Source organism: Actinomadura chibensis NBRC 106107 (assembly GCF_001552135.1).
Taxonomy (GTDB): Bacteria; Actinomycetota; Actinomycetes; order Streptosporangiales; family Streptosporangiaceae; genus Spirillospora; species Spirillospora chibensis.
Window position 1 is genome coordinate 81657 of record NZ_BCQP01000043.1, and the last position, 13671, is coordinate 95327.

The 13671-nt window shown below is 68.5% G+C and carries 7 protein-coding genes and 1 CRISPR repeat array; of the genes, 2 read left to right on the forward strand and 5 right to left on the reverse strand.

All coding sequences use genetic code 11. The features are described from left to right. Genes casB through ACH01S_RS25070 form a run of 3 tightly spaced genes read right to left on the reverse strand, consistent with a single transcriptional unit; the run spans position 1 to position 5034 of the window. Positions 1 to 639, reverse strand: a complete 639-nt coding sequence (casB, locus tag ACH01S_RS25060; protein WP_067896223.1) for a type I-E CRISPR-associated protein Cse2/CasB — start codon at positions 637 to 639, stop codon at positions 1 to 3. Continuing rightward, positions 639 to 2276, reverse strand: coding sequence for a type I-E CRISPR-associated protein Cse1/CasA (gene casA / locus ACH01S_RS25065; protein WP_169809345.1), 1638 nt, complete (start codon positions 2274 to 2276; stop codon positions 639 to 641). Before casA ends, casB begins: the two co-directional genes overlap by 1 nt. Before the next feature lie 37 nt (positions 2277 to 2313). Continuing rightward, positions 2314 to 5034, reverse strand: coding sequence for a CRISPR-associated helicase/endonuclease Cas3 (locus ACH01S_RS25070; protein WP_067896229.1), 2721 nt, complete (start codon positions 5032 to 5034; stop codon positions 2314 to 2316). Between the two features lie 801 nt (positions 5035 to 5835). Here ACH01S_RS25070 and cas2e point away from each other — a divergent pair. Then, on the forward strand, positions 5836 to 6147 hold the full coding sequence (cas2e, locus tag ACH01S_RS42565) for a type I-E CRISPR-associated endoribonuclease Cas2e (protein ID WP_083981103.1): 312 nt from the start codon (positions 5836 to 5838) through the stop codon (positions 6145 to 6147). An 809-nt stretch (positions 6148 to 6956) separates the two neighbouring features. Next, a CRISPR array of direct repeats spans positions 6957 to 8692; the repeat unit is 28 nt; unit sequence GAACCATCCCCGCGTGCGCGGGGCCGAC. A 181-nt stretch (positions 8693 to 8873) separates the two neighbouring features. Further along, a complete protein-coding gene (locus tag ACH01S_RS46840; protein ID WP_169809346.1) occupies positions 8874 to 9107 on the forward strand; it encodes an HD domain-containing protein in 234 nt (77 codons plus the stop codon). A gap of 1109 nt (positions 9108 to 10216) precedes the next feature. Here the strand turns inward: ACH01S_RS46840 and ACH01S_RS43820 are convergent. Continuing rightward, positions 10217 to 11632, reverse strand: a complete 1416-nt coding sequence (locus ACH01S_RS43820; protein WP_067896235.1) for a hypothetical protein — start codon at positions 11630 to 11632, stop codon at positions 10217 to 10219. 287 nt (positions 11633 to 11919) lie between these two features. Further along, positions 11920 to 12975, reverse strand: coding sequence for a CPBP family intramembrane glutamic endopeptidase (locus tag ACH01S_RS25085; protein WP_067896238.1), 1056 nt, complete (start codon positions 12973 to 12975; stop codon positions 11920 to 11922). Positions 12976 to 13671 lie beyond the last annotated feature (696 nt).

Sequence of the window (13671 nt, forward strand, 5' to 3'; positions counted from 1 at the left end):
CTAACTGTAGGTGTCGGTGGTGTCGTCCTGGTCGTCTTCGGTACTGGGAATCCATCGGTAGTCCAGGCCCCAGCGTCGGCGGGTCTGTGCGCGGAGTTCCGGGACGGGCCAGGACTCCAGGTCGGCGGCGAGAGCGAGGTAGTCCATAGGGATGGCGTGCTGGCGGAGTTGGGGGACCAGGACACGCAGGTGGCCGACCACCTCCTCGATGCTGTCGGCGGTCGCGGCTGCCAGGAATCGGCGGTCCACTCCTTCGGGGGAGGTGCTTTGGAGCGCTTGGTGCAGGCGCCCGGCGGCCCTGCCCACGGTGGTTCTCTGCCGGCCCTGGGAGGGCTGGTGCATCCGACGATCCTGTGATTGCTGGTGGAAGGCGTACAGGGCCAGCGTGTAGTGGGCGGCGGCCTCCACCCGGGCCTGGGCCTGCGGCCCCCAGCGGGCGGGGACCGCCAGGCTCACCGGCGCGATGTACTGGAACATGGCGGGTATGTCCATCGGCTTTTTGCTCAGGCCCCGGCGGCACGCCGCCAGCCCGGCCCGGTCGAAGTCGACGGCCTGATTTCGGCGGACGAGGAAGGCGTCGAGAACGACCGCCAGTTCTGCCTGCCAACGAGGCCGCACGGCCGTGGTGGAAGAAGTCATCAACCAACCTCTGCAGACGGGCGGGGAAGGGCTGTGTCCAAGTCCCTGCGGAACCGGCGTTCGGCCAGCGCGGCGTCGATCCATTCCGTACGGTCACGGCCCGAACGGACCAGGCGGCCGCGAATGGCGCTCGGTGGCACCTGCAGCAGTAGCCGGTCGGCGATCTGATAGGTCCTAGCGCGGATCGTGGACCCCCACTGTTCGCTTGCCTCTTGAGGGGGACGGTCACCGCCCAGACCGGCGAGCCAACGGCGGAACTGTTGGTCGAGGGTCGCGTACAAACTCATGCGAGCGTCGTCGCGGCGGCCCTTCAGAACGCGGTCGTCCTTGCAACCCGCGGCCTTGGCCAGATCGACTGCCAGGGTGCCCAGGTGGCGCGCGGTGGCCTCGGCGTCCCGAACACCGTTCAGGGCGACATGCTCCCAACGATCGCCGGTCGAGTGCAGGACCGCGATGGGAAGGGGCAGGTCGTCGACGTAGGTGTCGTCGATAGTCGCGCTTTTGGCGCCGTAGACGATGCCGAATGCGCGCAGCAGCAGAAGCCGCCCCGCCAGGGGACCCTTGGCCAGGAAGCGAAGTTGGACCAACACCTCGGGCGGTTTGAACTCCTCATGCGTGGTGTCGGTCACTGACTGGTGGGCCAGGATCGTACCCAGGCCGCGCCACAACTGCCGTTGCGGCCGGTGGGTGATCGGCATGAACACCGTCCGCCCCAATTTCTTCTCCTGGACGGAGCTGCGTCGCCAGGCGGTGTGGGGCTCGATCTGCCACAGGTCGGGTGTGCGGAGTCGGTCGCCTGCGCAGAGCACGAGCCGTCGGACCCGTGGCCCGTCGGGCGTGATGTCGGCGACGAGGCGGACTCGGCGTCCGAGCCAGGTGTACAGGTCCAGCAGGCCGGCGAGTGTGCGTTCCCGCCAGCTCGGATCCACGGGGGGACGTTCCCAGGACGGCATGTCCCCAGAGCCGCTGTTGGTACCGTTCAAGATCATCAGGTTGTACATCAGGGTGTGCCAGAGTGTCGGCCCGGTCGGGATGAGGACGCCGAGCTGGCCGAGGGGCCCGGTCGGGTTGCCGGTGGTCTTGCCGGCTTTGGCCTTGGGGTCGCCGACGGCGGCCGTCTTGATGGCTGCGGTGTCCCAGGCGTGTGCGTGCAGCAGCCAGCGTGCGGCCTCGGCCGGGGTCAGCGACGGCGGCTCGTGGTCGCGAACCGCGGAGAATATGGGCGCGTTGTTGCCAGCAGCCAGGAAGGGAATGGCCAACGCGATCGTCTTGGTCTCGCCGTTGCCGCTGCGCAGCCCGGCGACCTGCCCGAACGGTTTCTGCGGGTGGAACAGGTCGAATCGATCCCGGACGGTGTCGAGATAGCGGTTGATCGAGTCGACGGGCAGCCGCCCCGGCTCCCACAGTGAGATCCATTCTTGGCTGGAACGGGGGCCGGGATGAGGCCATTGACCCACGGCTCGGTGGACCACCGCCAGCATCAACCGCAGGATCGGCGGGTACTGGGTGGCGACGTCGAGAGCGAGGTCCTGGATTTCGTGAGCTCGAATGAGGGCCTGTCTCAATGACAGGGGCTTGGCGGTGCCATCGACGAGCAGACACGGCAGCCACGGCTCGTCCACGAGATTGAACGCCAATTCCGAAGACGACTGCGGGGTAGTGCCACTCGGGGGGCTAGGCACGGGTGACCTCCAAACCGGTTTCGGGGCTGTAGTTGACATGGCGGTCGGCCATGCGGAGTGGGCCATCGGGCGGCAGCAACAACACCCGTGCCCGCGCCAGCCAGGGCGTCCAGCGCCATGCCGTGGGCGTGAACGTCTGCTCCAGGGCGGCATCGGTCAGTTGCTGCGGAAGCCGGATGGCTTGATCGAGAATCGTGTCGATCTCGCCCGGAGCGGGGCGTCGTCGTAACGCGATGGGAGACGGGTCGCTCGCCGCAGAGACAGGGACGGCGTGGTCGGGCTGCTGCTTGGCGCCGCTTTCGGAGTCGATCTCCCGCAGGAGGATGACCTCGATGGTCCGGGCGCCGAGACGCACGGTGGCCTGAACCTCCGGATCGTCTTCGTCTCGGGCCTCTCCGATGCTGCCGATATCGGTCAGGGCGTCACAGTCGGGCGGCGGCAGGATGATCTGACGTGCCGCGAGCTCCATCGACGCCAACGTGTCCTGATGGTCCTCGGCAGCACGCCGCAGGTCACGCTGCCAGGAATCCGGACCGATCGGCTCGTCGCCGTACACCTCGTTGATCAAGCCGGGGATGTCTTCGGGAAGGTTCACCCGATCGCGGCCACCGCTACGCAACGCCGCAGCCGTCCGCCACAGCAGATGCTCGCCATACACCAGGGCGCTGCCGAACGGTAGACGCGGCGGCCCGTCCGGGACGTGCGCGCAGCCCGCTACCAGCAGGCGCGGTTCCCGCAAGGGCTCTGGCCGCTCCCTTCCGTGGTGACGATGCACCCGTCCGAGCCTTTGCAACAGCAGGTCCACCGGTGCCAGATCGCTGACCCCCACATCGAAGTCGACGTCCAATGACTGCTCCGCTACCTGCGTGGCGACGACAACACGAGGACCGAGCCGAGCTTTCCGTTGCGGGCCGAACTCGGCGATCAGACAATCGTCGCGAACTCGACGATCCGCTACCGTGAACCGAGAATGAGCCAAGGTCACCGCTGTGGGACCGAACTTGTTCTTCAGCGCCTGCCAGGTCCGCTGCGCGCGCCCGACGGTGTTACGGATGACCAGAGCGCTGCCGCCTTCCGCAAGCAATTCCGTGATGGCATTGACAACGGCGTCAGGGGCCTCGCCAGGTTCATCAAGGAAATCCAGACGCACGGGAACACTGCCCGCGGATCGTGCCGGTGCCACCCGCATCTGGGACTCGCCACGACGCACGCTGATGATCTGGGGGTACCGCATGACCGCGGCCGACTCGACAGCTTCACCTGAATAGGCCGCCAGCAGTTCTCGGCGCGTCCGTTGCGGCAGGGTCGCCGACAGCAACACCACCGGGACCTGCAAAGCGCCGAGCCACGACAGAACACGTCGAAGGATGACCGACATGTAGGCGTCGTACGCATGGACCTCATCGACGATCACCACTTTCCCGATCAACCCGAGCATCCGCAGAGCGACATGCCGCGCGGCCACTCCCGCCAGCAGCAACTGGTCGACCGTGCCCACCACCACCGGGGCCAGCAGCCGCTTCTTACCGCCCGACAACCACTGCGAGGCGCTGAGCCCACCATCGCCCTCGTCGACCCCGATGCCGTTGAGAAGCAGCTGCTGGTACTCCTCCCGCCGAGCCGCCTTGCCATGGGCGAGAACGACCGTGGTCTGACCCTCCTGCTTCTCCAGCCACTTGGTCACCCGACCGAACATCTGGTTGGACGTGGCCTGCGTCGGCAAACCCACGAAGATCCCACGCGCACCGGTCCGAGCCGCCAAGACCTCGGCCGCCGCCAAGGCCGCTTCGGTCTTGCCGACGCCCATCGGCGCCTCAATGATCATCAACTCGGGCCCCTCGGCCCGCTGCGCCTGCCATAACGCCTTCGTCTGGACATCCCGCGGTCGGGTAATGGCCGGCCATCGAACGGCGAAGAACGCCGGCGGCTCGGCCGAAGCCAGACTCGGATCCGGCCGCCACACGTCCCGCAGCCCCATCACGTCGTTCGTCCGTCTCGCCGTCGCCGGGGATACCTGCAAATACTCATCTGAGAACGGCGCTTGGTAGCTGTAGAGACTCTCGGTACTGGCCAGCCAGTCCGCCAGGATGACAACTCCCGCGACGCCCACCTGCAACGGAACCGGAAGCCGCACCTGGCCCCAGGAGCCTGGCTCGACATCCAGATGAGCGGACACCGCCTGGAACAACTCCTGCCGGATCGTGGCCCAGCCCGGATGCTCGCCGACCAACGCCCGCTCAGCGACGTCCCGCCACAACGGACCGGGAAAGACGCCATGGTGACCAGCGAGCACGAGCGCCGCCCAGTCCGCCTCCTCCCACCCCGAAGCGTCCAGCAACTGCCGCAACGAGTAGGCCGACACCAACGAGTGCGGTGTGCGTGTCCGCTCGGAGAACGGCAACCCGGCTCGACGCCCAACCCGCGCGTGCCATGCGCTCTTGGATTGGAAGTCCGACGCCTTCCCCAGGTCGTGGAGCGCCGCCAGCCAGCACACCAGCCGCTCCGCTTCAGCCTCCCCTCCAGGAACCACGGCGTAGAGCTGCGACTTGAGGGGCTGCGGTAGAAACTCACGCCACAGCCACCCGGCCACGTTGCCCGTGTCGATGAGGTGAGAGACGAGCGGGTGCCACGCCTGCGCCGGAACCGACTTCTTCCGACTCGCCAGCCCTGTCTTGCCCCACGCGGCACGCGCCGCGTCCGACAGCGGCTCCATGAAACCCCCTCACCTGGATGCCTTTGTTGTACAACCGGCCACCGACAGAATTCAGCCGTATCCCGGCACTCTCACCGAAGGTGAACAAGATTTACGTTCATCGATCTCATCCCCGCTAGAGCGGGGCAAGTGTCCACCGAAGTGCTCAATAACGGACAATCTCCGCATTAGTGGAGCGAAGCTGAGGCGGCATGCCCGAGCTTGGTCCGCGGACTCTGGAGGCAAGACATGTTCTAAGTTATTAAGCATATCGACAGGCACTTGGTCTTCATCTTGCTATGCCTATCTGAGTGACCGCCTGGCGGCACACGTTCGGGTGGTGTAGTCCTCGTGTGATGCGTCCAGTGCGGGGACGCCAAGTCCCTAAGGGGGATGTGTGTCAGACCGAGTCCCAGCGAACAAGATCAACTGGAGGGCGGTGATCTTTAAGCGATTAAAGCCGCTGATTAGCGCTCAGCCTCTGCGCGACATAGCGAAGTTGATCTTTATCAACTTCGGTGCGCGGCTGTGCTGGGAGGTGCTCCGCCGCCTCATCACGTAACGGGCCGGTAGAACCGTCGTCAAAGACGGCGGAGCCTGGTGGTCTCCCGTCCATGAGCGGGAGACCACCTTCATCATGATGGAAAACCGTGCCTGGCTCCACCGAACCAGAATCAAGAGGCGACCACAGAGCGGGTTCTTCTGCAACAGAACCCCACCCGAGCCGCGCCCTCACGAAGGTCTTGTCCAACCCGGCATGGGCGACCAGCACGTCGCCATCATCGGCCCCGAATTCGACCCGCCTGCCAACGGCACCACCACATGAGCACCGTCATTGTCCTCATCGCCGCACCACAAGGACTCCGCGGCCACCTCACCCGCTGGATGGTCGAAGTACACGCCGGCGTCTTCGTCGGCAACCCCAGCCGCCGCATCCGCGACCGCCTCTGGGATCTACTCGCCACCCGCATCGGCGACGGACAAGCCATCCTCGTCGAACCAGCCACCAACGAACAAGGCTGGACCGTCCGCACCGCAGGCAAAGACCGCTGGAAACCCGTCGACTTCGACGGCCTCATCCTGTCTGCACGCCACCGAAACCAACCAAACCAAAACCCGCCCCCCACCAGATAAACCCCCAGGTTGACAAGTGTCCGCCCCGCGCACGCGGGGATCGTCCCCGCGTCGAGTGGGGTGTCCGCACCGCTAGCTCGTCCGCCCCGCGCACGCGGGGATCGTCCCGAGCCCCCAGGACCCCGGCCCCCAGCAGGATGGTCCGCCCTGCGCACGCGGGGATCGTCCCGGATGGGGGAATTTCGGCGGCGGGTTCCAAGAGTCCGCCCCGCGCACGCGGGGATCGTCCCATGCGGCCCGCGCGCGTCTGGCGGGACATTCCGTCCGCCCCGCGCACGCGGGGATCGTCCGGCGGGAGCCCCCGCGTCGGCCGCGAGGAGGACGTCCGCCCCGCGCACGCGGGGATCGTCCCGACAGCCCGACGGGGGTGAGGTCGGTGGCTAGGTCCGCCCCGCGCACGCGGGGATCGTCCGCACTCGACATGGTCCGCGAGCCCAGCGGTGCCGTCCGCCCCGCGCACGCGGGGATCGTCCCACGAAGGTCACGGCGGACACCGAGGAGGCGAAGTCCGCCCCGCGCACGCGGGGATCGTCCGAGCTAGGGCACCGCGTCCTGCCCGTCTTCCACGTCCGCCCCGCGCACGCGGGGATCGTCCGCGAAGAATGGGCCCCACCCCGTGTGGGGCCCTGTCCGCCCCGCGCACGCGAGGATCGTCCCAGCGTGGCGGGCGGGAGGTCGGGCCCCCGGCCGTCCGCCCCGCGCACGCGGGGATCGTCCACGGCTAGGGGGCGAGTTGTCTCGCAGCAACAGGTCCGCCCCGCGTGCGCGGGGTCGACGCGCGGCGGAACTGCACTCCGCTGGCGATGGCGGAACCATCCCCGCGTGCGCGGGGCCGACACCGGTACGCATCTCCGTGTCGAGCGTCTGCGCGAACCATCCCCGCGTGCGCGGGGCCGACGAGAACCCGTGAACCCGGCCGGTCCGGGGACGCGAACCATCCCCGCGGGCGCGGGGCCGACGTCGTCGGCGACGTGCCAGGCGTCGGTGACCGGGAACCATCCCCGCGGGCGCGGGGCCGACCCCCTGACGCAGACAAGGCGCTTCGGCGACGTCGAACCATCCCCGCGTGCGCGGGGCCGACTTCCATAGTGTCCCAATCGTCAACGGTGCCCGGGAACCATCCCCGCGTGCGCGGGGCCGACGGCAGCAACGCGCTCGGCGGCGAGGGCATCGGCGAACCATCCCCGCGTGCGCGGGGCCGACGGGATGCTCGGCCGCGACCACGTCGCGGGCCAGGAACCATCCCCGCGTGCGCGGGGCCGACGCCGCGAGGTGGCCGGTGAGGAACACAACCGCGGAACCATCCCCGCGTGCGCGGGGCCGACCCGCCCACCTCTACGACCTCGCCCTCGACGCGCTGAACCATCCCCGCGTGCGCGGGGCCGACTCGTGGCGGGATCGTGGCCTCAACTGAGATCAAGAACCATCCCCGCGTGCGCGGGGCCGACGTTGGCGTACCAATTGGACGCCGTCCTCATTGAGAACCATCCCCGCGTGCGCGGGGCCGACTGGACGGTCGCCCGGTACGCGGTCGTGCGCCCGGAACCATCCCCGCGTGCGCGGGGCCGACTACGCCCGCTGACCCGCAGTGGTGGGTGAGAATGAACCATCCCCGCGTGCGCGGGGCCGACGCGCCAAGGGTGATAAGAAGATCGGCACTCGCCGAACCATCCCCGCGTGCGCGGGGCCGACCTTTCGAGTCATGGCGTGCCCTTCGGCGTCGGCGAACCATCCCCGCGTGCGCGGGGCCGACGCCGGATCCGCGTGGTTCTTCCTGGTCCCCGGCGAACCATCCCCGCGTGCGCGGGGCCGACCACACGCGTAATCGACCAGCGCGTGTTAGACGGAACCATCCCCGCGTGCGCGGGGCCGACGGCCGGTTCCTCCTGGTCGCCGACGAAGCCCAGGAACCATCCCCGCGTGCGCGGGGCCGACGCGGTCCGCGGCGCTGCGCGGGGAGCTGCAGGGGAACCATCCCCGCGTGCGCGGGGCCGACCTCGTGGCAACCGTGCAGCGCGCGATCGACTCGGAACCATCCCCGCGTGCGCGGGGCCGACGTCCTGACGTACTCGGCGACGTCGCCCGGGGTGGAACCATCCCCGCGTGCGCGGGGCCGACTACATCGGGGGTCGTGCCGGAGGGCACTCCGGCGAACCATCCCCGCGTGCGCGGGGCCGACGGATGCCGTGCTTGATCGGCTGCATCGGGTCCAGAACCATCCCCGCGTGCGCGGGGCCGACCAGTGACTCGAAACCAGTCGATCAAAAACGATCGAACCATCCCCGCGTGCGCGGGGCCGACGCGTCACGCGACACACAACTGCGGTCAGTCGAAGAACCATCCCCGCGTGCGCGGGGCCGACACCCGCACGGACGCGGAGGCGGCGGGGATGTGGGAACCATCCCCGCGTGCGCGGGGCCGACGCCTTCCGATGCGTCGGCGTCGCGCCCCCGTGAGAACCATCCCCGCGTGCGCGGGGCCGACGCCACGTCGACCGCCCACTCCGTGGGATCGATGGAACCATCCCCGCGTGCGCGGGGCCGACACTTTCTGACCTGCAACGTTATCGGCGGGAGGGCGGGTTTTCATTTGGTTGGTTTGTGATCATGGTTGGTGGAAGGGCCCCGGGCTTGTGCTGTTGTCGTGGGTTCGGTTGGTGGGGCGGGTGGTTTTGTCAGTGGGTGTGGCTAGCTTACGTTCTGTGAGTACCGGGTGGTTGGCGTCGAGTGCGGGGAACCCACTGGCGGTGCTGTGAGGGTAAGAGTGCGGGCAGGGCTGGTGGGCGGGCGAACCTGCTGTTGCAGCATTTGCTGGACACGGCCACGGTTGCCGAGTTGGTCTGGGATTTCCACCTTGCGTTGTCGGTTCGTCGGATGCTGGACGGTGTCGCGGGTGAGTCAGCCCTGCGCACGCGGGGATGGTCCCAGAGCGCTTTTCAGGACGTCCAGGGCGTGCCGTGATCCCCGCGCATGCGACGGGGATGGTTGGGACTGTGGCCGTTGGGAGGAGCAGACCCGCTTGTGCTGGTTCGGGGGCGTCATTGATGCTCGTTGCGCCCGGTGAGCGCAGCATCAGGTCTGCCGTTGGTGCGCGGTTGGGCGAGCAGGCTCCGTAGTTGTTCTTCCGCTCTGTGTGCAGCCTTTTCAAGGGTGTTCATGTGCGGTTGGAAGCTTCTTGACGCCCAATCCTGCTGTGGCGAGGACACCGGTGAGTTCTTGTTCTTGCCGAGGGGGGAGGTGAGAGCGTGCGACTTGATGTGTCAGGACGTCTCGGGTCGCGTAGGCGTCGGAGGATGCGAGGTTGATGACCGCGTCGCGTAGCCGTGCGGCGTCGCGGCTTGGTCGGTCGGTCGCCAGGTCGAGCGTGGTCAGGCCGAGCAGGTGCGGAATACGGCGGTCGTGGGTTCGGGTTCGGGTTCGGCGACCAGCGTGAGCGCCCCAACACGAGATGGTCTAGTTCCTGTTGGGGTGTGGGCGGGGGCTTTGGTCGGGAGGCGATGAGCAGGATCGCTGCGACTGTCTTCTCCCAGGGTTGGGTGAGGATGCTGGATTCGATCGTCTGGGTGGGCTGTTGGGTGAGGCCGTGCTCGAGCAATGACATGATCTTGTTTTGGCGTTTGTCGAGGAGGCGGGTGCCGATGCTGCGGTGCGCGGCCAGGGTGTCGGCGGCTTCGGTCTAGCGGCCTTGGTGGGCGCGAGGGAGGGATGCGTCGGCGGCGTCGAAGCGTACGGCGCTTTGGTGCACTGCGGCGTATAGGTAGTGCGGCAGCGCCTTGGACGGGGGACCGGGGTCTGGCTTCTGGTGCAGAACGAGCCCGACGTCCAGGACCTCGACCGCCTTGTGCGGGTGGCCTTGCGCACGGGGCCCGGTTTGAGACCGAGGTCCTAGCTGCACTCGCGCACCGGGAGCTGGTCGTCGGCGTACCAGGGTCGGCAATTGTGCGATCTGGTCGTCGGTGACATTGCGGCCGCGAGTTGATAGCGCGCGGGGTGGAGGCTGAGCGGGTGTGAGGCGATGCTTAGGTGTTCACTTTCGTGTTCCGGTTGTTGACTGTGGGTTCGGTGGCTGATCAACGCCGTTTCTTCCTGGCGCGTTTGGTGGGCGGCCGGGTCGCTGGCTTGTGTTTGGAGCGGTCGCTGCGGTGCTCGTTTCCTGCCAAGCGCATGAGCGCGCATGCCTGGAAGGTCCCCAGCGCCCAAAGCAGATCGGCTGGGGCGATTTCGGGGGGCGGCAGTGTCGGTTCTTGGTGCTGCGCTAGCAGGAGGTGTCGCAGCGCGGGCCATGCCCGGTCGTCGAAAGGCTTGCCCGTGCCGGGTGCAAAAGTCCTCAGGATCTGGGTGAGGGCCTTCTTGTGAGTGGTGCCGGTTTTGACGGTCAGCGCGTGCAGCACCTGCTGGCTGGCGTGGTAGGAGGCCATCATCGCCACCTCGGGCTCATACCGGCCCAACAGATCAGCGATTACTTCATCGGGCGAGGGGCCGTCGGGTGCATCGGGGGCGACGAGAGCGACGATCCGCATGCGTAGGTGGTTGAGGTCATCGTCCACCCCCTCGGGGAGGGGATCGGTGGTCCGGAGGGTGGGGGCGCTGACCACCGTGACGTGGCGTGCGGGCGGTAGCCCGGCCTGCCGGTCGGCCTCGGCCTCCTGCGCGGAGACGGGGAGCCGGGCAAGGTGCGGCGGCCGGGTCGGCTCGTCTGGGTCGGGGGTGAGCATCGCCCACGACGCCAGGACGATGTAGGCCAGGGTGGGATCGGGATCGAGCCGGTCGGCGGGCAGCTCGGCGGGCAGCGTGGTGAGCGGCAGAAAACGCAGCATCGTGAACGGGAACGTGGCGGGGGCCGGGTCGGGCGTGGCGCCGGGACCTAGCGGCATGTCGCGCTCTTGCAGGAAGAATGACTCGTCGTAGTAGATCGGGAGATGCTCGGTCAGCATGTCGTTGGCGAGTTGCGGGGTGAACCAGTGCGGTGCCGCGATGTCGGCAAGTCCACGCACGAACAGGCCGGACAGATCGCCCCAGAACGCCAGCCACACTCCGGAGGTTTCCGGGGTGGTGACGCGGCCCCAGTGCACGCCAGTGATCGGTGCTTCGTCGGCGCCGCGGGTGATCGGTGTTGCCCAGCGCAGAAACCCTGCGGTGGCGGGCGGGACGATGCCATGCCCTGCGATCGTCCCGTGGCCTGCCAGTGCATCCACCGCGGCGCTGGCCTGAAGGCGAGCCCCATAGGAGGTCGCGGCCACGGTGGCGCCAGGGTCCAGGGTGATCAGTTCGGCGTGCCCGAGCCGCTCGGCCTCGTCTGCCGCGAGCGCCACCGAGCGCTCCATCGGCTCGGCGTCCGGCCCCACGGGCAGCGATGGGGGCACGAGCATCGGCCCGGTGAACTCCTCCTGCAAGGCGAACCAAAGCGGCGCGTAGCCGACCAAGAACTGGTGAGCGCTGCGGCGTATTCGCAGCGACTCACTGATCAGCTCGCTATTGATGGTCACGTGATGCTCCCAATGCGGCCGTTCCACGCTCCCGGGCGGCCAGGTCGCGGTCGGTGTTTCACAGTTGGTTGGATCTGGAAGAGGCGTGGCGGAGCGGAAGCCGCGCTATGGGCGGAGCCGATAACCCCCGCTCCGCCATGCCCCTGGCGGCGCCCTCTTCGGGTGCACCGCCGCAGCCAGGTGTTACCGCCGGCCGGGCCCCTGGTGAGCACGTGCTAGGGCGTCCACCAGCCGACCGGCATCACCGATGGTTCCGACGCCCGAGACCGGGTGTTCACTGAACTTGATCACTGTTGTTCGTGTCCGTTTCTGGGTTCGGAGAGGGCCGCGCGGCTCGTTGGGCTCGAAGCCGGTGATCGGGGGGCACCTTCTGCCAGGCATGGGCTGGGCTCTACTCGTGAACCATCCCGGCTGCCCCGGATCCATCTGCGGAACCATCGGGGAGCGGCGTTGGGCGCGTTCGCAAGGAGCACGCAGGCCAGGGCTGGCGCGGTCAGCAGCGCTGCGTACCCAGCGGGGCCGCCGAACATGGCAATGGCGTTGAACAGGGTGTGGCCGACGATGATCGGGCCGACCCTGCGCGTGGCCCGATACATCCACCAGGCCGCCGCAGCGAAAGCGACGGACGAGAGGGCCGCGGCGCCGAGGTATGCGTGCGGAAGGGCGCGCAGCACGCAGACCGTGAGGAGGATCTGCCAGGCCGGGCGGCGGGTGCCGAGCATTAGCGCGACGGGCAGCGCCAGAAGCGGGATCTCCTCCCGCACCCCAGCGGCGAGTGCTTGGACGGCGAACAGCACCTGGTTGTGCAAGCCGGTCACGTCGGCTTGCGCGGCCTGGTCAGTCACGGCAGGGCCCAGCCGGGCGAACCATGGATCCAAGATCATCGCGGCCGAGTGCCCGGCCAGCACGACCGCGCAGGCCGCGACCGCGTCGGTGTCCCAGCGCCCTGCGATCTCGCTGGGCAGACGGCCCCGCCACAGCGGCATTCCGGCGTCGCGGGCGATGCTGGAGCATAACCACGCACCTGCACCGGTCAGCAGCACCGTTGCGGCAGTGTCGGCGGCCTGGCCGACCAGCGGCAGCAGCACCGCCCCAGCGACGGCGAGGGCGGCCGCGCACCACACCGCGCCGCCTTGCGAACAGCGCCGGGCGCGTATCAGCAGCCAGATCCCGGCGGCGGTGAGGCTGACGGCCGAGACGTTGACCGGCCCTGGCAGACCGGGCCAGCCGATGTCGGTGTCGGTACCGGCCAGTTCGGCGAAGGCATTGAGGGCTGTGGCGAAGTGGGGGCCGAACAGCACGGCTAACACGCCCGCGCCGCGCAGGAAAAGGGACTTGGTCATCTACGGGGTTTCTAGTCTCGAGGTTTGGTTGCCAAAGGGCGTGGACGGGGTGCTCTGCCTCGGAGGTGGACCGCCCAGGCCGGTGGGTGTGGATGAACGGTCGGGTCTATCTGTTGGAAGCGGCTCACACTCCTTGGGACTTGTTGCCGAACGTTTGGGGCCACGGCGCTGGTCCGCGCGGCGACGCGGCCAAACAACGGCAGGCCGGGCCCGCGTGGTGCGGCCACGCGCGGGACGAGGAGACTTCGATCGCAATGTCCGGAGACCCCCGATGCGGGGGCCCGGAGTTCCCACGCTCGGGTGGCCGCGGGCTCGCGGCTCTAGCTGGGCTGCTCCGTGTCCGCTCGCGGCGGCGGGTGCGGGGTGGTGGCGCGATGAGCCAGTTACCGCCCTGGGTCTGGCCGTCACCGGGACGGGCCGGCCTAGCCCAGCCGGATGCTGTCCATGGGCCGTGGACACGAGCACGGGCACGCCCGGCGCCCTCGACGCCGCCACCACCGGTGAGGTCGTAGCAGGGTGCGGACCCACCTGCGAGGACGTCGACAAGGAGGCGGGTGCGGAGTTGATGGCGGTCTTCACCCTGAGGAAGTGGGCCTTCATCGCGGGACCAGAGCAACGGGGAAGACGACGGACCGTGCTGTCGCCTCTACCGACGGGCGCCACGAGCACGCTCCCGCCGAGGACTGACCAGCCGGG

Excerpts from the sequence above, each read along its gene's own strand:
- ACH01S_RS25070 (WP_067896229.1), bottom strand. The coding sequence starts at position 5,034 with ATGGAGCCGCTGTCGGACGCGGCGCGTGCCGCGTGGGGCAAGACAGGG.
- cas2e (WP_083981103.1), top strand. The coding sequence starts at position 5,836 with ATGAGCACCGTCATTGTCCTCATCGCCGCACCACAAGGACTCCGCGGC.
- casB (WP_067896223.1), bottom strand. The coding sequence starts at position 639 with ATGACTTCTTCCACCACGGCCGTGCGGCCTCGTTGGCAGGCAGAACTG.
- ACH01S_RS25085 (WP_067896238.1), bottom strand. The coding sequence starts at position 12,975 with ATGACCAAGTCCCTTTTCCTGCGCGGCGCGGGCGTGTTAGCCGTGCTG.